The organism is Stenotrophomonas muris (assembly GCF_052751275.1).
In genome coordinates this window covers 2,262,058-2,281,797 of record NZ_CP199879.1, presented here as the reverse complement: position 1 = coordinate 2,281,797, position 19,740 = coordinate 2,262,058, and the positions used below count along the sequence as shown (strand labels likewise).

Here is a 19,740-nt window from a genome sequence, read left to right as displayed (position 1 = left end):
CCTTCCGGTAGAGCCGACCGCTGGTCGGCTGCTCTGCAGAAAGCAGCCGACCAGCGGTCGGCTCCACCAGGAGCCAAAAGCAGCCGACCAGCGGTCGGCTCCACCAGCAGCACAGCGTTCTGTCGCCCGCCAGCACCGGAGCACCGCCAGCCAGCCTTCGCCCGCCAGCCGCTCCACCGCCCGCCAGCCGACAACGAAAAAGCCGGGGAATGCCCCGGCTTTTTCGTGCCTGGGGTCAGAGCCCTTTCCCATGGAAAGGGATCCGACCCCCGTACCTCTTATTCCACCGACAGCCCTTCCACCTTCTGCCAGCCGCGCGGCAGCAGGTGGCCGCGGGTGGCACGGGCGCCGAGGTAGGCGTCGAGCTCGTTGAACTTCAGGCCCATGGTGCGCTGGCCGCTGCGCACCTGCAGGGTCTGCCCCGGGCTGATCGCCACGATGGCGACCACGCGTTCGGTGGCGAGCTTGGCCTTCGGGATCTCGATGATCTTGTTGCCCTTGCCCTTGTCCAGTTCCGGCAGGTCGTTGGCGGCGATCGCCAGCAGGTTGCCGGAACTGGTCACCGCCACGATGCGGTCGGTGGCCACGTTGGCGACCATCGACGGGGTGAGCACCGACGAGCCGGACGACAGGTTCAGCATCGCCTTGCCGGCCTTGTTGCGACCGATCAGGTTCTCGAAGCGGGTGACGAAGCCGTAGCCGTGGCTGGAGGCCAGCACGAAGCGGGCATCCGGCTCGGCACTGGCCAGGGTCACGAAGCTGGTACCCGCTGCCGGCGAGAAGCGGCCGGTCAGCGGTTCGCCATTGCCACGCGCGGAGGGCAGGGTGTGCACCGGCGTCGAGTAGGCGCGGCCCTCGCTGTCGAGGAACGCGACCTGCTGGGTGCTGCGCGCACGCACTGCGCCCTGCAGGGCGTCGCCATCGCGGTAGGACAGGGCGGACGCATCGACGTCGTGGCCCTTGGCCGCTCGGATCCAGCCCTTCTCCGACAGCACCACGGTCATCGGCTCGCTCGGCACCAGCTCGGTCTCGTCGATGGCCTGCGCGGCCTGGCGCTGCACCAGCGGCGAGCGGCGTGCGTCGCCGAACTTCCTGGCGTCGGCGGTCAGTTCGTCGCGGATCAGCTTCTTCAGCTTGGCCTTGCTGTCGAGGATGCCGAGGATCTTCTCGCGCTCCTTGGCCAGCTCGTCCTGCTCGCCACGGATCTTCATCTCTTCCAGGCGGGCCAGCTGCTTCAGCTTGGTTTCCAGGATGTACTCGGCCTGTTCCTCGGACAGGCCGAAGCGCGAGATCAGCGCGGCCTTCGGTTCGTCCTCGGTACGGATGATGTGGATCACCTCGTCCAGGTTGAGGAAGGCGACCAGCAGGCCTTCCAGCAGGTGCAGGCGGCGCTCGACCTTCTGCAGGCGGTGCTGCAGGCGGCGGGTGACGGTGTTGCTGCGGAAGGTCAGCCATTCGCTGAGCAGCATCTTCAGGTTCTTCACCTGCGGACGGCCGTCCAGCCCGATCACGTTGAGGTTGACGCGGTAGCTGCGCTCCAGGTCCGTGGTCGCGAACAGGTGGCCCATCAGCTGGTCCGCGTCGACGCGGTTGGAACGTGGCACCAGCACCACGCGCACCGGGTTGGCGTGGTCGGATTCATCGCGGATGTCTTCCAGCCACGGCAGCTTCTTGGCGCGCATCTGCGCGGCGATCTGCTCGATCACCTTCGACGGCGACACCTGGAACGGCAGCGCCGTCACCACGATGTTGCTGGCCTCCTTGGTGAAGGTCGCACGTGCACGCACGCTGCCGTTGCCGGTCTCGTAGATGTTCCGCAGGTCGTTGGCCGAGGTGATGATCTCGGCGCTGGACGGATAGTCCGGACCCTGCACGTGCTCGCACAGGTCGCGCACGCTGGCATCGGGGTGGTCCAGCAGGTGCAGCAGTGCGCTGACGATCTCGTTGAGATTGTGCGGCGGCACGTCGGTGGCCATGCCCACGGCGATGCCGGTGGTGCCGTTGAGCAGCAGGTGCGGCAGCCGTGCCGGCATCCAGGTCGGCTCCTGCAGGGTGCCGTCGAAGTTCGGTGCCCAGTCGGTGGTGCCCTGGCCCAGTTCGCCCAGCAGCACTTCGGCGATCGGGGTCAGCTTGGATTCGGTGTAACGCATCGCCGCGAACGACTTCGGGTCGTCGCTGGAGCCGAAGTTGCCCTGGCCCTCGATCAGCGGATAGCGGTACGAGAACGGCTGTGCCATCAGCACCAGGGCCTCGTAGCACGCGCTGTCGCCGTGCGGGTGGTACTTACCGATGACGTCACCGACAGTGCGCGCGGACTTCTTCGGTTTGGACGCGGCATTCAGGCCCAGCTCGCTCATCGAATAGATGATGCGGCGCTGCACCGGCTTCAGGCCGTCGCCGATGAACGGCAGGGCGCGGTCCAGGACCACATACATCGAGTAGTCGAGGTAGGCGCGTTCGGCGTACTCGCGCAGCGGCAGTTGTTCGAATCCGTGGAACACGGGGCGGGCAAGTTCGGTCATGCGGCGTTGTTACCTGTTGTCGGGAGGCGGCGACGGCGGTCGCCGCTCGCAATCCTGTGATTATCCGGATGCGGCGGGGGATGCCAAGCCGCGCGCAGGGTCCAGCCCGGTTTCCAGGCCGTGCCCGGCCCGTGCCAGGTAGCGACCGGGCGGCAGCCCGAAGTGGCGGCGGAACACGGTAACGAACGCGCTGGCGCTGCTGAAGCCCAGCGCGTGGGCGATGTCGGCCACGCTGCGGCCGTCGGTCAGCTGGCGCAGGGCCTCTGACAGGCGCGCCTGCTGCCGCCACTGGGCGAAGCTGAGCGTGGTCTCGTCGCGGAAGTGACGGGTCAGGCTGCGCGGTGACAGACCGGCCCAATGCGCCCATTCGGCCAGGCTGCGTTCGTCGGAGGGGTCGGCCAGCAACTGCGAGGCGATCTTCAGCAGGCGCCGGTCGTGCGGCATCGGCAGGTGCATGCGCTGGCGCGGCGCGGTGCGGATCTCGTCCAGCAGCACGTCGATGATGTGCTGGCGCTCGGGCGTGGTGTCATGGCCGAGCGGCCATTCGCAGATGCGGTCGGCCAGCGCCTGCGCCAGCTTGGACAGGCCCAGCACGCAGGGGTCGGCGGGCAGGGTGGCGCAGGCCGGTGCAGCCAGTGCCATGCCCCAGCCGCGCAACGGGCCGTCGAGGGTGACGGTGTGCGGTTCCAGCGGCGGCATCCAGCCGGCCGAGCCCGGCGCCAGCGACCACGTGCCATGCGAGGTGCGGGTGGTCAGCAGGCCGCGTTCGACGCAGATCAACTGGGCACGCTGGTGGTGGTGCCAGTCGACCTCGCGGGCCAGGCCCTGCTGGCTGTCGAAGCGGAAGGCGATGACCGGCGGGCCGTCGTTGCGCTCGAACCAGTCCAGTGCCTCATCTCTGAGTAGGCGTTTGGGAACCTGAATTTCTGCCTTGTTCATCATGTCCGCTGGCTGAAATGTGACATCCATTGGCTGGATTGTACTACCGGGCCACCTGACCAGATCATTAAGGTAGGCGCCTTCACTGATCGAGCCCGCTGCTGCAACACAGCATTCGATGCCAGATCGAATATTTCCATTGAGAAATATTTTTTTTGGAAGAGAATGCTCCCCCATGATCTGTCCTGCAACCACTCCCCCCAGCTTCGGCCTGCTGCTGCGCCAGGTGCGCGACGGCCTGGTGCGCCAACTCGACGCGTCCATGGCGGAAGAAGATCTGGGAATCGGCTTCACCCATTACATCGGGTTGAAGGTGCTTTCCCACATGGCGCCCTGCACCGCCAACGAACTGGCCCAGGCCATCGACCAGGTGCCCAGCGCGGTCACCCGCCTGCTGGACAAGCTGGAGGCGCTGGGCTGCGTCCGCCGCGAGGCGCATGCGCAGGACCGGCGGGCACTGCAGATCGTGCTGACCGACGAAGGCCGTGCGTTGTGGGCGCGGCTGAAGCTGCGCGGCGACGCGGTGATGGATTACGCGCTGCGTGATCTTTCCGCCGACGAGCGCACGCTGCTGCTGTCCCTCCTTACCCGAATCCGCGATTCACTGACGACCCCATGAACCCGATCCCGCATTCCACTCTCCGCCGGTCCGGGCGCGCGCTGCTGGTGTCAGCGCTGGCGCTGGCCCTGGCCGCCTGCGCCAGCAGTCGTGGCCTCAACCCGCAGGGCCACGTGCTTGACGTGGACAGCCTGCACAGCGAACGCACCCTGGCTGACACCGACCTGAGCGCCGCCGGCTTCCCGGCGCAGGACTGGTGGAAGGCACTGGGCGATGCGCAGCTGGACGCACTGGTCGCCGAAGGCCTGGCCGGTCATCCGAGCCTGGACGCCGCCGACGCGCGCCTGCGCCAGGCCCAGGCCCAGGTCGGTACCGCGCGCGCCGACGAACTGCCCAGCCTGTCGGTGTCCGGTGGCTACACCGGCCTGCGCCTGCCCGAGTCGATGGTCGGCAGCGAGATGGGCGGCCGCTATGGCGGCAGCAGCCAGGTCGCCTTCGATTTCAGCTACGGCGTGGACCTGTGGGGCGGCAAGCGCGCTGCCTGGGAAGCCGCCGTGGATGGCGCGCATGCCGCCACCGTTGAAGCCCAGGCCGCACGCCTGAACCTGTCCACCGGCATTGCCCAGGCCTATGCCGACCTGGCCTACGCGTGGCAGCTCAACGACGTGGCCGAGGAAGAACTGACCCGCTCGCAGAAATCGCTGCAGCTGACCCGCCAGCGCCGCAGCGCCGGCATCGACAGCGATCTGCAGGTGCGCCAGGCCGAGGCCCGCGTGCCGGCCGCGCAGCAGCAGGTGCTGGCCGCGCAGCAGCGCATCGACGCCGCCCGCACCGCGCTGGCTGCACTGGTCGGCAAGGGGCCGGACCGTGGCCTGTCGATCCAGCGCCCGCAGCCGTTGAACCCGATGGCACTGCAGCTGCCGGGCGTACTGCCCAGCGAACTGCTCGGCCGTCGCCCCGACATCGTGGCTGCGCGCTGGCGCGTGGAAGCGGCCGACAAGCAGATCAAGGTCGCCAAGACCAAGTTCTACCCGAGCTTCAACCTGACCGCGCTGGCCGGCGTGGTCGCCCCGAACGTGGGTGACCTGCTGAAGAGCAGCTCGACCTTCGCCTACATCGGCCCGGCGTTGAGCCTGCCGATCTTCGAAGGCGGCAAGCTGCGCGCCAACCTGGCCAACACCGACGCGCAGTACGACCTGGCGGTGGCCAACTACAACCAGGCCGTGCTCGATGCACTGCGCGACGTCGCCGACCAGGTCAACGCGGTGCGCTCGCTGGCGCAGCAGGCGCACGCGCAGCAGCAGGCAGTGGACACCGCACGCTCGGCCTTCGACCTGGCCCAGCAGCGCTACCGCGCCGGCATCGGCAGCTACCTGGACGTGCTGACCGCGCAGTCCACCCTGCTGCAGTCGCAGCAGCAGCTGGCCGGCCTGCAGTCGCAGCAGGTGCAGACCTCGGTGCGCCTGAGCAAGGCGCTGGGCGGTGGTTTCCAGCCCGCCGACACCGACCGCGCACCGATCGCCTCCCATTCCGATTCCTCGCATTCCTGAAGACGCCCGCCATGAGCCAGACCCAAGACACCGCGGCCCCGGCCGCCCCCAACCGCCGCGGCAACCTGCTGCGCGGCCTGTTCGTGATCGTCGTGCTGCTGCTTGCCGCCCTGGCGCTGTGGTACTTCATGTTCGGCCGTTGGTTCGAAGAGACCGACGATGCCTACGTGCAGGGCAACCAGGTGCAGATCACCCCGCTGGTGGCCGGTACCGTGGTCGCCATCAATGCCGATGACGGCATGCGCGTGGAGCGCGGCCAGCTGCTGGTGCAGCTGGACCCGTCCGACACTTCGGTGGCGCTGCAGCAGGCCGAAGCCAACCTGGCCAAGACCGTGCGCCAGACCCGTGGCCTGTACCGCAGCGTGGAAGGCGCGCAGGCGGACCTGAACGCCCGCCAGGTGACCCTGAAGCGCGTGCGCGAGGACTTCGCCCGCCGCAAGGATCTGGCCGCCACTGGCGCCATTTCCAACGAAGAACTGGCCCACGCCCGCGACGAGCTGGCTGCGGCCGAAGCGGCCGTTGCCGGTTCGCGCGAGACCGTCGAGCGCAACCGCGCGCTGGTCGACGACACCGTGATCGCCACCCAGCCGGACGTGCAGGCCGCCGCCGCGCAGCTGCGCCAGGCCTTCCTCAACAACGCCCGCGCCGGCATCGTCGCGCCGGTCACCGGCTACGTTGCCCGTCGTTCGGTGCAGGTGGGCCAGCGCGTGCAGCCGGGCAATGCACTGATGGCCGTGGTGCCGACCGAGCAGATGTGGGTCGAGGCCAACTTCAAGGAAACCCAGCTGCGCCATATGCGCCTGGGCCAGGAAGTGGAGCTGAAGTCGGACCTGTATGCCGGTGACGTGAAGTACAAGGGCCGCATCCAGAGCCTGGGCCTGGGTACCGGCTCGGCGTTCTCGCTGTTGCCGGCGCAGAACGCCAGCGGCAACTGGATCAAGATCGTGCAGCGCGTGCCGGTGCGCATCGCCATCGATGCCAAGCAGCTGGCCGAACACCCGCTGCGCATCGGCCTGTCGATGAAGGCCGAAGTGAGCCTGCGCGACCAGAAGGGTGAAGTACTGCCGAGCACCCCGGCCAAGGGCACCGTGTTCGACACCGACGTATATGCCAAGCAGCTGCATGATGCCGATGAGGTGATCCACACGATCATCCAGGGCAACCTGCCGCAGCAACAGGCAAAGGTGGGCTGAGGTCGCCATGTCCGCACAAGCTCCAGCCGCACCCGGCGCTCCGGGTGCACCGGCGGCGCCGGGTGCGGCCTCCGGGTTCCTGCCACCCAGCGTCGCCCTGTGCACCGTGGGCCTGGCGATGGCGTCGTTCATGCAGGTGCTCGACACCACCATCGCCAACGTTTCACTGCCGACCATCGCCGGTAATCTCGGCGCCAGCTCGCAGCAGGCGACCTGGGTCATCACTTCGTTCGCGGTCAGCACGGCCATCGCGCTGCCGCTGACCGGCTGGCTCAGCCGTCGCTTCGGCGAGCGCAAGCTGTTCGTCTGGGCCACGCTGGCCTTCGTCATCACCTCGCTGCTGTGCGGCCTGGCGCAGAGCATGGGCATGCTGGTGCTGTCGCGTGCGCTGCAGGGTTTCGTGGCCGGCCCGATGTACCCGATCACCCAGTCGCTGCTGGTCTCGATCTATCCGCGCGAGAAACGCGGACAGGCATTGGCGCTGCTGGCGATGATCACGGTGGTGGCGCCCATCTGCGGTCCGATCCTCGGTGGTTGGATCACCGACAACTACAGCTGGGAATGGATCTTCCTGATCAACGTGCCACTGGGCATCTTCGCCGCGCTGGTGGTGGGCAACCAGCTGAAGGGACGCCCGGAGCAGATCGAGAAGCCGAAGATGGACTACGTCGGCCTGGTCACCCTGGTGATCGGTGTCGGTGCCCTGCAGCTGGTGCTCGACCTGGGCAACGACGAGGACTGGTTCTCGTCGATGAAGATCGTGGTGCTGGCCTGCGTGGCGGTGGTGACGCTGACGGTGTTCCTGATCTGGGAGCTGACCGACAAGGATCCGATCGTCGACCTGAAGCTGTTCCGGCACCGCAACTTCCGCGCCGGCACGCTGGCGATGGTGGTGGCCTACGCGGCGTTCTTCAGCGTGGCGCTGCTGATCCCGCAGTGGCTGCAGCGTGACATGGGCTACACCGCGATCTGGGCAGGCCTGGCGACCGCGCCGATCGGCATCCTGCCGGTGATCATGACGCCATTCGTCGGCAAGTACGCATCGCGCTTCGACATGCGCATGCTGGCCACGGTGGCCTTCATCGTGCTGTCGATGACCAGCTTCCTGCGTTCGAACTTCAACCAGCAGGTGGACTACATGCACGTGGCCGGCGTGCAGCTGATCATGGGCATCGGCGTCGCGCTGTTCTTCATGCCGGTGCTGCAGATCCTGCTGTCGGACCTGGATGGGCGCGAGATCGCGGCGGGCTCCGGCCTGGCCACGTTCCTGCGTACGCTGGGTGGCAGCTTCGCGGCGTCACTGACGACGTGGCTGTGGGCGCGGCGTACCCAGGTGCACCATGCCGACCTGACCGAGCACATCTCGGCCTATCAGCCCGGCATGCAGGACCAGGTGACGGCGATGGGGCAGGGCGACCTGCAACACGGTGCAGCGGTACTGAACAACATGATCAACCACCAGGCATCGCAGATGGGCTTCAACGACATCTTCTTCCTGCTGGGCTGGATCTTCCTGGCGATCATCACGTTCCTGTGGCTGGCCAAGCCGCCGTTCGGCGCGGGTGCAGGTGCTGCCGCCGGCGGCGGGCACTGACCGTTCATTGCTGTTGAAACGCAGAAACCCCGCCGCAAGGCGGGGTTTTTCTTTTGATGGATCCACGCCACGCATGGATGGATCTCGGGGCGTGAATTCCCAGACCCCGGAAACGAAAAAACCCGCTTTCGCGGGTTTGATCATCTTGAGTCGTGGTGCCCAGGAGAGGACTCGAACCTCCACGGTTTTACCCGCTAGTACCTGAAACTAGTGCGTCTACCAATTCCGCCACCTGGGCGACTCAGGAGATGAATTATGGGGAGCGACAGAAGATGTGTCAACAACATTTCACACTTTTTTCTGGGGCTGCACGCCCAGGTGATGCAGCAGGCTGCGCATCGCCGATGACAGTCGTGTCCACTCGGCAAAGCACGCGCACAGGCGTCGTTGCGCCCACGCATCGGCGAGCGGTACGGCGACGGTGTGCGTGCTGCGCCGATGCTGGCGCGCGATGGTCCGCGGCACGATGCCGACGCCGATGCCGTGGCCGACCATGATGCACACGCCTTCGAAGGTCTTCATGCGGATGCGTACATCCAGGCGGCGCCCGATGTCGCGCGCCTGGTCCTCGATGTAGGTCTGCAGTGCATTGCCGTCGGCCAGGGCAACGAAGGTCTCTCCGGCAGCCTCGGCAAAAGCCAGGCTGCGCCGGGTCGCGAAGCGGTGGTCGGCCGGCAGCAGCATCACCAGGGGATCTTCGGCGACCACATGCTGCTGCAGGCCGGCAGCGTCGACCGCATCGCTGATGATGCCGGCTTCGGCCTGGCCGGCACTGATCGCGCGTACGACTTCGGGGCTGGTGCGCTCCAGCAGTTCCACATGCAGGCGTGGGCGTCCGGCCAGCCACGGCGCGAGCCGCGAGGGCAGGTAGTTGGTCAGCGCGGCGGTGTTGGCATACAGGTGCAGGGTGCCGCGCGCACCCTGCGCGAACGCCTGTAGTTCGCCACGCAGCTGTGCCTGCTGCTGCAGGATCAGGCGTGCGTGGTGGGCGAGGGCGGCGCCGGCCTCGGTCAGGCTGACGCCGCGTGGGTGCCGGTGCAACAGCGCGGTGCCGGCATCGGCTTCGATCGTGCGCAGGCGCTCGCTGGCTGAACCCAATGCCAGGTTTGCCTGTGCCGCGCCGGCGGTGATGCTGCCGGCTTCGGCGATTGCCAGGAACAGGCGCAGGTCGGCGATGTCCATCCGCATGTCGTGCCTCATTGCTGATCCGGCGCCTTCGGGTCAGCCGAAGGCTGGGCCGGGAAGACCGCATTGTGCGCCTGGCGAGGGCCCGGTCCAATGAAGCCATGCATGAATCGACATACTTCTATTTGCTGCTGGTGGTGGTGTTCGTGCTGGCCGGCGTGGTCAAGGGCGTGACAGGGATGGGGTTGCCGACGGTGGCGATGGGCCTGCTGGGCAGCACCCTGTCACCGGTGGCGGCGGCGTCGATGCTGTTCATTCCAACCTTCGTCACCAATGCGTGGCAACTGCTGTCCGGGCCGTCGCTGGGCCACATCGTGCGGCGTTTGTGGCCGATGATGCTTGCCGTGGTGGTGGTGACGCTGGGTTCGGCCGCACTGCTGGTGCGGGTCGATCGCACCTGGTCGCGCGTTGCGCTGGGCGTGGCATTGGTGGTCTATGCCGCCTATGCGTTGCTCGCGCCGGTGTTCCGCGTGCCGCAGCGGCGCGAGCGCTGGCTGGGGCCGCTGGTGGGTGCGCTGTCCGGCGTGGTGACGGGGGCGACGGGTGTGTTCGTGATGCCGGCGGTGCCGTACCTGCAGTCGCTGGGATTGCAGCGCGAGGAGCTGGTGCAGGCGCTCGGGCTGGCGTTCACCGTGTCGACGATTTCGCTGACCACCGGTCTGGTGCTGCACGGTGCGTTCGGCATCCAGCAGCTGGGGCTGAGTGCGCTGGCGGTGCTGCCGGCGCTGCTGGGCATGTGGCTGGGCCAGGTGATCCGGCAGCGCATCAGTGCCCGCGTGTTCCGCGCCTGCTTCCTGGGGTTCCTGCTGCTGCTCGGGCTGGAACTGGTGCTGCGGCCGTTGTTCTGATGCCGGATCCGGGGCATGAAAAAACCCGCTTTCGCGGGTTTTTCTCATTCTCGACGTGGTGCCCAGGAGAGGACTCGAACCTCCACGGTTTTACCCGCTAGTACCTGAAACTAGTGCGTCTACCAATTCCGCCACCTGGGCGTCGAGGAGCGAGATTATGGGGTGCCGTGACGGGGGTGTCAACACTTTTTGCTGATCCCGGGTCGGTTGCCGTTGCGCATGCGAAACGGGCTCTGCCCCCCATCTCACTCGCTTGGGGCCAGAGCCCTTTCCTCTGGAAAGGAATCCGACCCCGGCTGCCGGATCACAGGCAAAAAAAATCCCCGCCGAAGCGAGGAGTTTTTTCGTTGGTGCCCAGGAGAGGACTCGAACCTCCACGGTTTTACCCGCTAGTACCTGAAACTAGTGCGTCTACCAATTCCGCCACCTGGGCGTTCCAGAGGCGCAATTGTGAAGATGAATCCGCAGGCTGTCAACGACTTCCTGAATATTTTTGACGCGATCGCTTGAAGGCGACCGCTGACCCGTTCTGCACGCCGCCAGCGGCTACCATGTAGGGCGATGACTACCAAAAAACCAAGCAAGGGCGGGAGCAAGTCCCGCAGCCAGGCCCCGAACAAGGGCGCCAAGGCGGGTGCAGCCCGCACCACCAAGCCGGGCAAGCCGCTGCCGGGCTGGTTCCCCGAATTGAATGAAGGCGGTGCACCGCCACGCGGCCGCAAGGTCCGCAGTACCGATGCACCGGGCCCGGCCCCGGGCCGCAAGCTGCCGCCGGCCGGCAAGGTGATCGACGATCCCTATGCCGCCCGCGAAGCGGAGAAGTACGAACAGCCCATCGCCAGCCGCGAGGCCATCCTGGCCCTGCTGGAGCGCTGCGAAGGGCCGCAGACCGCCGAGGAACTGGGCGCGCGCCTGGGCCTGACCGCTCCGGACCGGGCCGAGGCGCTGTCGCGCCGGCTCGGTGCGATGGTCCGCGACGGCCAGCTGGTGCAGAACCGTCGCGGCGGTTTCGCCCCGATCCAGACCCTGAACCTGGTCACTGGTGTGGTGATCGCCAACCCGGAAGGGTTCGGCTTCCTGCGCCCGGTCGAGGGCGGCGACGACCTGTTCCTGCCGCCTTATGAAATGCGCAAGGTCATGCACGGCGACAAGGTGCTGGCCCGCGTGACCGGCATCGATCACCGTGGCCGTCGCGAAGGCAGCATCGCCCGCGTGCTGGAGCGCGGCATGACCCGCCTGATCGGCCGCTTCAGCATCGAGATGGGCATCAACTACGTGGTGCCCGACGACAAGCGCGTGCAGCGCAACGTGCAGGTGCCGCCGGACCAGACCGGTGGTGCGCGCGACGGCCAGCTGGTGGTCTGTGAACTGACCCAGGCGCCGGACAGCCGCCGCCCGCCGATCGGCCGCATCATCGCGGTGCTCGGCGACAAGCTGACCGCGTCGCTGGTGGTGGAGACCGCCATCCATGGCCACGAGCTGCCGTTCGAGTTCCCGCAGGAGGTGCTGGACGAAGCGGCCTCGGTGCCGCTGGTGGTCGAGCCGGCGATGATTGGCGACCGTGTCGACCTGCGCAGCACGCCGCTGGTCACCATCGATGGCGAGGATGCCAAGGACTTCGACGACGCGGTGTACTGCGAGCCGAATGCCGAGGGTTTCCGCCTGGTGGTGGCGATTGCCGACGTCTCGAATTACGTTCGCCCTGGTACGCCGCTGGATGAAGAGGCGCAGAAGCGTGCGACGTCGGTGTACTTCCCGGGCTTCGTGGTGCCGATGCTGCCGGAGACACTGTCCAACGGCATCTGCTCGCTGATGCCGAAGGTCGACCGCATGTGCTTTGTCTGCGACATGCAGATCGACCGCGATGGCCTGGTCACGCATTCGCGCTTCTACGAGGCGGTGATGAACTCGCATGCGCGCCTGACCTACACCCAGGTGTGGAAGGCGGTGGGCGAGGACGATGCCGATACCAAGGCCTGGATGGGCGACCTGCTGCCGCAGGTGCAGCGCCTGCACCAGCTGTACAAGGTGCTGTCCAAGGCACGCGCCAAGCGCGGTGCCATCGAATTCGAAAGCAGTGAAGTGCGCTTCGTGCTGGACAACCGTGGTGAAGTGACCCAGGCCGGCATGCTGGTGCGCAACGACGCGCACAAGCTGATCGAGGAGTGCATGATCGCGGCCAACGTCGAGGCCGCCAGGTACCTGCTGTCGCGCCATGTGCCGGCGCCGTACCGCATCCACGAGAAGCCGCCGGAAACCAAGTACGCCGACCTGCTGGAATTCCTCAAGGAGTTCAAGCTGAGCCTGCCGCCGTGGTCGAAGGTGCGCCCGGGCGATTACACCAAGCTGCTGAAGAAGATCCGCGACCGCCCCGATGCCACGCTGCTGGAATCGGTGTTGCTGCGCAGCCAGAGCCTGGCGATCTACAGCCCGGAGAATCACGGCCACTTCGGCCTGGCGCTGGAGGCGTACGCGCACTTCACCTCGCCGATCCGCCGTTACCCCGACCTGCTGGTGCACCGTGCGATCAAGCATGCGTTGTCCGGCAAGCCGCTGGACAAGTTCACCTACAACGCGCGCGAAATGGCGGCCCTGGCGCTGCAGTGTTCCGAGCGCGAGCGCCGTGCCGACGAAGCCGAGCGCGAGGTCGACGAGCGTTACCGCGCGGCGTGGATGGAAAAGCACGTGGGCGGCCAGTTCGACGGCGTGATCAGCGGCGTGACCAGCTTCGGCCTGTTCGTGGAACTGGACGAGTCCAAGGTGCAGGGCCTGGTGCATGTGACCCAGCTGCCGCAGGACTATTACAAGTTCGACGCCACCCGCAAAACGCTGACCGGCGAACGCCGCGGCAGCAGCTACCGGCTGGGTGACCGCGTGCGGATCCTGGTGCTGAAGGCCAGCATGGAAGAGCGCAAGATCGACTTCCGCCTGGTCGAGCACAAGGGCGAGGACGAGGGCGATGGCCTGCCGCCGCCGCCCGAGCGGGGCAAGCCGGCCAAGCGCACCAAGAAGAAGTATTGAAAGGTGTGCCGACCAACGGTCGGCACCTACCGCAACTGGTAGGTGCCAACCTTGGTTGGCACGACGTTCCGGAGGAACCCCAGCATGCAAGGCCAACCCGAATACAGTGGCGGCTGCCAGTGCGGCGCGGTCCGCTTCCAGGCGCGTGGCGAGCTCACCGACAGCTCGATCTGCCATTGCCGGATGTGCCAGAAGGCGTTCGGTGCCTATTACGCGCCGCTGGTATCCGTGCGCGGCGTGCAGTTCAGCTGGACCCGCGGCCAGCCGCGCCATTTCCAGTCGTCCAACGTGGTGCGGCGTGGTTTCTGCGCCGACTGCGGTACACCCCTGACCTATGAAGCCCCGGATGGCGTGGCCGTGGCTGCCGGCGCCTTCGATGAGCCGGAACGCCTGCCACCGACGATCCAGTACGGGGTGGAGCGCAAGCTGCCGTTCGTCGACAGCCTGTCCGGCCTGCCGGCGCGGCGCACCGAGGACGACGTCGCCGCGCTGGAGTTCCTGGCCACCATCGTCTCCCACCAGCACCCCGACCACGACACCCCGCACTGGCCGCCGCGCAGTCGGTAACGCCCCTCTAGCGCCGAGCCCACGCTCGGCTGCTCCGGGTTCAGGCTTCATCGGCCCCCCGCCAGCCGAGCATGGGCTCGGCGCTACAGAGGGGCGGCCGGTCGCAGCGCCCGGCCTGCCGATGCTCTACCATAGCCACCCCCTTTCCGGTCCCCGCCCGCATGAGCAAGAACAGCCAGTGGATTGTCGGCGTCAACGCCGTCGCCTCCTCCATCGAGAACGACGCCGAGAACGTCCGCGAAGTGCTGGTCGAGGCCGGTGCGAAGAACCCGCGCCTGACCGAGATCGAAGAGAACGCCCGCCGCAAGGGCATCGATGTGCGCAAGGTGAACAGCCAGGCGCTGGACGGTGTTGGCGGTTCGGTGCGCCACCAGGGCGTGGCCGCGCGCTACGCCGCCGCCCGTACCTACAGCGAGAACGAGCTGGAAGGGCTGGTCACCGCGGCCGAGGGCAAGGCCCTGCTGCTGGTGCTCGACGAGGTGCAGGACCCGCACAACCTCGGCGCCTGCCTGCGCTCGGCCGCTGCCGCCGGGGCGACCGCGGTGATCATCCCGAAGGACAAGTCGGCCACGGTCAATGCCACTGTGCGCAAGACTTCGGCCGGTGCCGCCGACCTGATCCCGGTGGTGGCGGTGACCAACCTCTCGCGCTGCCTGAAGGACCTGCAGAAGCAGGGCGTGTGGATCTACGGCCTGGCCGGTGAAGCCACGGCCTCGCTGTACCAGCTGGACCTGAAGGGCAACATCGCGCTGGTGCTGGGCGGCGAAGCCGATGGCCTGCGCCGCCTGACCCGCGAGAACTGCGATGGCCTGGTCAAGATCCCGATGCCGGGCGAGATCGAGAGCCTGAACGTCTCCGTCGCCGCCGGCGTCAGCCTGTTCGAGGCCGTGCGCCAGCGCGGTTGATCGGCCAGCGCGATGTGATCGGGGTCAGATCCCTTTTCCAATGGGAAAAGGGATCTGACCCCGTTTCATGTCCCGCCTCACCCCGCGCTGCCGCCCAACGCCTTGAACAGCGTCACGTCGTTGTTGAGCTGGCCCTGGCGCGCACGTGCCAGCGACAGTTCGGCATCACGCCGGGTCTGCTGCGCTTCCAGCCAGGTGCGCAGATCGGTGGCACCCACGCGGTAACGCACTTCCTGCGCGCGTTCCACTTCCACCGCTTCGTCGTATGAAGCCTGCGAGGCCGCCACCTGGCGCGCCAGCTGCTCGCGCGCCGACAGTGCGTTGTCCACTTCCGAGAGCGCGGTATACAGCGTCTTGCGGAAGTTGCTGGCGGCGATCTGGTAGGCGGTGCCGGCGATATCGGTATCCAGCTGCGCACGCTGCAGGTTGAGGAACGGCAGCGACAGGCCGGCGCCCAGCGTGGCCACCGGGTTGCGCAGTACATCGCCCAGCGAGGTCGCGCTGGAACCGAGGCTGCCGGTCAGGCTCAGCGCAGGGTAGTACTGGGTGGCGGTGACCTTGATGGTCTTCAGGCTGTTGCGCAGGCGAAGTTCGGCCGCGCGCAGATCGGGGCGGCGGCCGAGCAGATCGGTCGGTAGGCCTTCGCTGATGGCTGGGCTGCGTGCGCCCAGCAGGTCCTGTGGTTCGTCCTGCTGGGGCCAGGGCGTGCCGTCCAGCAGCACGGTCAGCGCGTTGCGCACCTCCACCCGCTGCTGTTCCAGCGCGCTCTGCGAGGACCGCTGCGACTGCAGGTTCTGCAGTGCCTGGCGCACTTCCAGGCGCGATACCGCACCGGCGTCGAAGCGGGCCTGCACCAGTTCGCGGGTGCGTTCCAGGCGCTCCAGGTTGGCCTGGCCGGTGGCGATCGACTGGTTGAGGTAGGCCAGGTTCCAGTACTGGGTGATGGTGTCGCTGATCACCAGCAGCGCGGTGTTCTGCCGATCTTCCTCGCTGGCCTCGGCTTCCCAGCGGGCGATGTCGCGCTGGGTGCGCAGGCGGCCCCACAGGTCCACTTCCCAACCCAGCGAGACGCCGGTGGAATAGCTGCGGCGCCAATCATCAGACTGGTCGGTGGCGCGGCTGGCGCTGCCGCTCACGCCGGATGACGAGGGCTGCGGCCACAGTGCGTTGCTGGCCAGGCCGGCCTGCAGGCGCGAACGCTGCACGGCCAGGCCGGCGGCGGCCAGATCGCTGTTGGCGGCCAGCGCCTGCGCCACCAGGCGGTCCAGGCGTTCATCGCCGAAGCCGGTCCACCAGGTGTCCTGGCGGATGTCGCGGCCCGGTGTATCCAGGCTGCTGCGCGGGTCATCGGCTGGCGCGTTGAGGGTGGCATCGCCACGTCCATACTGCGCCGCCACGGCCGGGTCGTGCACCGGGTAGCGGCTGACCGACGCGCAGCCGGACAGGGCGAGTAGAACGGCACCGGCCAGCAGCAGGTGCCGGGGAGCGGGGAAGGGCAGTCGGGTCATCATCTTCATTCGCGGGCCAGGGCCTCCACCGGGTCGAGCTGCGCGGCGTTGCGCGCTGGCAGGAAGCCGAACGCAACGCCGATCAGGGTCGAGCAGGCAAACGCGGCGACGATCGAGGCGGTGGAGAACAGCACCTGGAAGTCGCTGGCGAAGCGGCCGATCATCGAGCCCAGCAGCAGGGCCAGGCCGATACCGAGCACGCCGCCGAGCAGGCAGACCAGCACCGCTTCGATCAGGAACTGCTGGCGGATATCACTCTGCCGTGCACCGACGGCCATGCGCACCCCGATCTCGCGGGTGCGCTCGGTCACCGATACCAGCATGATGTTCATCACGCCGATGCCACCGACCAGCAACGCGATGGCGGCGATGGCACCGATCAGCAGGGTCATCGTGCGCGTGGTCTGCTCGATGGTCTCGCGGATCTCGGCGCTGTTGCTGAGGAAGAAATCCTCGGTGCCATGACGCAGGGTCAGCAGGCGGGTGATCGCTTCCTGCGCGGCGTCCATCGGCGTGTCATCGTCCACGCGCACGGTGATGCTGGACACGTGGCTCTGGCCGAGCATGCGCGACATCACCGTGGTGTACGGCACCCACACGCTGAGGCTGGTGCTGCCGCCGAAGCCGAAACTCTGCCGCTTGGCCACGCCGACCACGCGCGCCGGCACGTTGCCGAGCAGGATCACCTGGCCGACCGGGTCGACATCGGGAAAGAACTGGGACTGGGTGTTCTCGTCGATCACCGCCACCTGGCCCAGGCCCTTGACCGCATCGGCATCGAAGAAGCTGCCGCTGAGCAGGGTCACGCCCTTGACCCGGAAGAACTGCTCGCCAACGCCGCTGACCTGGGCGGTGGACGACTGGTTGCGGTAACGCGCGGTGACCGAAGTCGATACGCTGGGGGTGGCGCTGTCCACGTAGCTCTGCCTTGCCAGTGCATCGGCATCGCTGGCCTTGAGCGTCTGTACGCGCGCCGAGCGCATGTCGCCGAAACCGCGGCCGGGATAGACGTCGATGGTATTGGTGCCGAGCGCGCTGATGTTCTGCAGGATCTGCTGCTGGGAGCCATTGCCCAGCGCCACCACCGAGACCACCGAGGCGATGCCGATGATGATGCCGAGCATGGTCAGGAAGGTTCGCAGCCGATGTGCGTTCATCGCCAGCAGCGCCATGCGGAACGCTTCGGTGAAGCGGTCGCGCGCGGCCCGCCAGCTGTTGCCGCGGGCGACGCCGGTACTGGCCTCGCGCTGCGCACGGTAGGTCGGCGCATTCGGGTTGGCGCGGTCGGCGATGATCTCGCCATCGCGGATTTCGATGATGCGCTGCGCGTGCTCGGCCACGCTCATGTCGTGGGTGACGATGATGATGGTGTGGCCTTCGGCATGCAGTTCGCCGAGGATCGCCATCACTTCCTCGCCGGATTTCGTGTCCAGCGCGCCGGTCGGTTCGTCGGCCAGGATCACCTCGCCGCCGTTCATCAGGGCGCGTGCGATCGACACGCGCTGCTGCTGGCCACCGGACAGCTGGCCCGGCTTGTGATGCATGCGGTCGCTCAGGCCCAGCCGCTGCAGCAGTTGCTCGGCACGCGCGTTGCGCACCGGGCCGGGGCTGCCGGCGTACACCGCCGGCACTTCCACGTTGCCGCGCGCGTCCAGGTCGCCGAGCAGGTGGTAGCGCTGGAAGATGAAACCGAAATGCTCGCGGCGCAGTTCGGCCAGTTCGTCCGGTTGCATCTTCCCGGTTTCGCGGCCGGCCACCTGGTAGCCGCCACGGGTGGGACGATCGAGGCAGCCGAGGATGTTCATCAGCGTCGACTTGCCCGAGCCTGACTGGCCGACGATGGCCACCATCTCACCGGCGTGGATGTCGAGATTGACGTCGCGCAGCACGGCGATCACATCATCGCCGGCCGGGAATTCACGTCGCAGGTCGCGCAGGCGCAGCAGCGGCGCCGTCGTGCTCATCGGCGCCCCATGCCCGGGCCGCCAACCCGCATCTGCATGCCGCCGCGGTTGCCGCCGCCGGCGCTGGCACCGGCCGCACCCGCTTCGCCAACCACCACGCGCTCGCCTTCCTTCAGCCCGGACAGGATCTCGGCCGAGGCGCCATTGTTGATGCCCACCGTGACCTTGCGCGGCTGCGGCTGGCCCTTGTCGTCCAGCACCCGCACCATGCGCTCGTCGCCACGGCGCTTCGGCCCCAGCGCCACTGCCGGCACCATCAGCACGCCCTTGGCCTGCTTGAGCAGCACCGAGACCTGCGCGGTCATGTCGATGCGCAGCGTGCCGTCCGGGTTCTTCACGTCGAACAGCGCGTTGTAGTAGACCGCGCTGCTGGAACTGGAACTGGAGGAGCTGCTGGAGCTGGATGAATTCTCGTTGGCGATCGAGGCTGGCGCCGGATTGATCTGGCGCAGCGTGGCGTGGTACTTGCGGTCCGGGTCGCCGAGCGTGGTGAAGTACACCGGCATGCCGGCCTTGATCTTGACCACGTCGGCCTCGGAGATCTCCGCATTGACGGTGACCACGTCCAGCCGCGCCAGCATGACGATGGTCGGCGCGGTCTGGTTGGCGTTCACCGTGCGGCCTTCCTCGGCCACCACCGCCACCACGGTGCCGTCCATCGGCGCGGTGATGCGGGTGTAGGCCAGGTTGGCGCGGGCGGTGCCCAGCTCGGTTTCGCGGCCCTTGATCTGCGCCTCGTAGGACTGCAGCTGGGCACGGGCGGTCTTCAGCTGCGCCTCGGCGGCATCGTATTCCTGGCGCGAGGTGGCCTCGGCGGCCAGCATCTGCTGCTGGCGCGCGAATTCCAGTTCGGCCTGGCGCAGGGTGGCCTGCTGGACGGCGCGCTGGGCGGTGACCTGGTCCAGCGAGGCCTGCGCGTTGAGCACCTGGTTCTGCTGGGTGGTGGCGTCGATCTCGGCAATCAGGTCGCCTTCCTTCACGGTGTCGCCCAGCTGCACCTTCAGCGACTTGATCTGGCCCGAGGCCTGCGCACCGACGCTGACCAGCTTGTAGGCATCGATCACGCCGGTGGCGTCCACCGTCTGCTCGATGTCACCGCGGCTGACCGGCGAGGTGGCCACCGCCGGCGCGGCGGGCTTGCGCAGCAGCCACCAGGCGGTGGCGGCGACGATCAGGGCAAGCAGGGCGATCAGTATCAGGCGACTCCGGCGTGTCGCGGGCAGCAGGCGGAACGTCACGTCGTGGCTTCACTCTCGGGGCCGCGCGTGCGGCGTTGGCGGGCATTGTGAAGACCGGGCGATGGACGGCTCAATCCTCGGGGTATGTCTGTATGTAACACTGTCGGTGAATACGCGTAACCACAGGTATCCCGCCCGTGGGTGGAT

General features: G+C 67.5%; 14 protein-coding genes and 3 tRNA genes. 8 read left to right on the top strand and 9 right to left on the bottom strand.

Annotated features, from left to right (window positions below; translation table 11 throughout):
* Positions 1–278: 278 nt before the first annotated feature.
* Together parC and ACUVWL_RS10620 are read right to left on the bottom strand one after the other, a co-directional pair.
* Positions 279–2,522 carry a DNA topoisomerase IV subunit A gene (gene parC, locus ACUVWL_RS10625; RefSeq protein WP_445978330.1) on the bottom strand — a complete coding sequence of 748 codons (2,244 nt, stop codon included), beginning with the start codon at positions 2,520–2,522 and terminating at the stop codon, positions 279–281.
* Positions 2,523–2,582: 60 nt separating this feature from the next.
* Positions 2,583–3,464, bottom strand: a complete 882-nt coding sequence (locus ACUVWL_RS10620) for a helix-turn-helix domain-containing protein (RefSeq protein ID WP_046429737.1) — start codon at positions 3,462–3,464, stop codon at positions 2,583–2,585.
* 172 nt (positions 3,465–3,636) lie between these two features.
* On the opposite strand from ACUVWL_RS10620, the gene emrR reads away from it, so the two are divergent.
* Genes emrR through emrB form a run of 4 tightly spaced genes read left to right on the top strand, consistent with a single transcriptional unit; the run spans position 3,637 to position 8,357 of the window.
* Positions 3,637–4,080 carry a multidrug efflux system transcriptional regulator EmrR gene (emrR, locus tag ACUVWL_RS10615; RefSeq protein WP_014646521.1) on the top strand — a complete coding sequence of 148 codons (444 nt, stop codon included), beginning with the start codon at positions 3,637–3,639 and terminating at the stop codon, positions 4,078–4,080.
* Complete coding sequence (gene emrC / locus ACUVWL_RS10610; RefSeq protein WP_046429738.1) at positions 4,077–5,570, top strand: multidrug efflux transporter outer membrane subunit EmrC; 1,494 nt, start codon at positions 4,077–4,079, stop codon at positions 5,568–5,570. The genes emrR and emrC overlap by 4 nt, the downstream gene beginning before the upstream one ends.
* Before the next feature lie 11 nt (positions 5,571–5,581).
* The gene (emrA, locus tag ACUVWL_RS10605) at positions 5,582–6,763 is read left to right on the top strand and encodes a multidrug efflux MFS transporter periplasmic adaptor subunit EmrA (RefSeq protein WP_032956867.1); all 1,182 of its coding nucleotides are present in this window, start codon (positions 5,582–5,584) and stop codon (positions 6,761–6,763) included.
* A gap of 7 nt (positions 6,764–6,770) precedes the next feature.
* Complete coding sequence (gene emrB / locus ACUVWL_RS10600) at positions 6,771–8,357, top strand: multidrug efflux MFS transporter permease subunit EmrB (protein WP_445978329.1); 1,587 nt, start codon at positions 6,771–6,773, stop codon at positions 8,355–8,357.
* Between the two features lie 153 nt (positions 8,358–8,510).
* Here emrB and ACUVWL_RS10595 read toward each other — a convergent pair.
* Both ACUVWL_RS10595 and ACUVWL_RS10590 read right to left on the bottom strand, forming a co-directional pair.
* Positions 8,511–8,595, bottom strand: a tRNA-Leu gene (locus ACUVWL_RS10595).
* 50 nt (positions 8,596–8,645) lie between these two features.
* Positions 8,646–9,545, bottom strand: a complete 900-nt coding sequence (locus ACUVWL_RS10590; RefSeq protein WP_014646525.1) for a LysR family transcriptional regulator — start codon at positions 9,543–9,545, stop codon at positions 8,646–8,648.
* Between the two features lie 98 nt (positions 9,546–9,643).
* Between ACUVWL_RS10590 and ACUVWL_RS10585 the strand changes: the two genes are divergently transcribed.
* Positions 9,644–10,390, top strand: coding sequence for a sulfite exporter TauE/SafE family protein (locus tag ACUVWL_RS10585; protein ID WP_014646526.1), 747 nt, complete (start codon positions 9,644–9,646; stop codon positions 10,388–10,390).
* 56 nt (positions 10,391–10,446) lie between these two features.
* On the opposite strand, the gene ACUVWL_RS10580 is transcribed toward ACUVWL_RS10585, so the two are convergent.
* Positions 10,447–10,531: transfer RNA gene (locus ACUVWL_RS10580), tRNA-Leu, on the bottom strand.
* Positions 10,532–10,738: 207 nt separating this feature from the next.
* A tRNA-Leu gene (locus tag ACUVWL_RS10575) sits at positions 10,739–10,823 on the bottom strand.
* A 128-nt stretch (positions 10,824–10,951) separates the two neighbouring features.
* On the opposite strand from ACUVWL_RS10575, the gene rnr reads away from it, so the two are divergent.
* The 3 genes from rnr to rlmB all read left to right on the top strand — a co-directional run bounded on the left by rnr (position 10,952) and on the right by rlmB (position 14,883).
* Positions 10,952–13,411, top strand: a complete 2,460-nt coding sequence (gene rnr / locus ACUVWL_RS10570; protein WP_049442198.1) for a ribonuclease R — start codon at positions 10,952–10,954, stop codon at positions 13,409–13,411.
* 84 nt (positions 13,412–13,495) lie between these two features.
* On the top strand, positions 13,496–13,978 hold the full coding sequence (locus ACUVWL_RS10565; protein ID WP_126411882.1) for a GFA family protein: 483 nt from the start codon (positions 13,496–13,498) through the stop codon (positions 13,976–13,978).
* Between the two features lie 161 nt (positions 13,979–14,139).
* Positions 14,140–14,883: a 23S rRNA (guanosine(2251)-2'-O)-methyltransferase RlmB gene (rlmB, locus tag ACUVWL_RS10560; RefSeq protein WP_005408775.1), complete on the top strand. Its 744-nt coding sequence runs from the start codon at positions 14,140–14,142 to the stop codon at positions 14,881–14,883.
* A gap of 77 nt (positions 14,884–14,960) precedes the next feature.
* Here the strand turns inward: rlmB and ACUVWL_RS10555 are convergent, their stop codons facing one another.
* Genes ACUVWL_RS10555 through ACUVWL_RS10545 form a run of 3 tightly spaced genes read right to left on the bottom strand, consistent with a single transcriptional unit; the run spans position 14,961 to position 19,593 of the window.
* Entirely contained in the window at positions 14,961–16,400 is a 1,440-nt protein-coding gene (locus ACUVWL_RS10555) for a TolC family protein (RefSeq protein WP_329855753.1), read from the bottom strand.
* Entirely contained in the window at positions 16,397–18,355 is a 1,959-nt protein-coding gene (locus ACUVWL_RS10550; protein ID WP_445978328.1) for a MacB family efflux pump subunit, read from the bottom strand. Before ACUVWL_RS10550 ends, ACUVWL_RS10555 begins: the two co-directional genes overlap by 4 nt.
* Positions 18,352–19,593, bottom strand: a complete 1,242-nt coding sequence (locus ACUVWL_RS10545; RefSeq protein ID WP_445978327.1) for an efflux RND transporter periplasmic adaptor subunit — start codon at positions 19,591–19,593, stop codon at positions 18,352–18,354. Before ACUVWL_RS10545 ends, ACUVWL_RS10550 begins: the two co-directional genes overlap by 4 nt.
* Between the last annotated feature and the right edge of the window lie 147 nt (positions 19,594–19,740).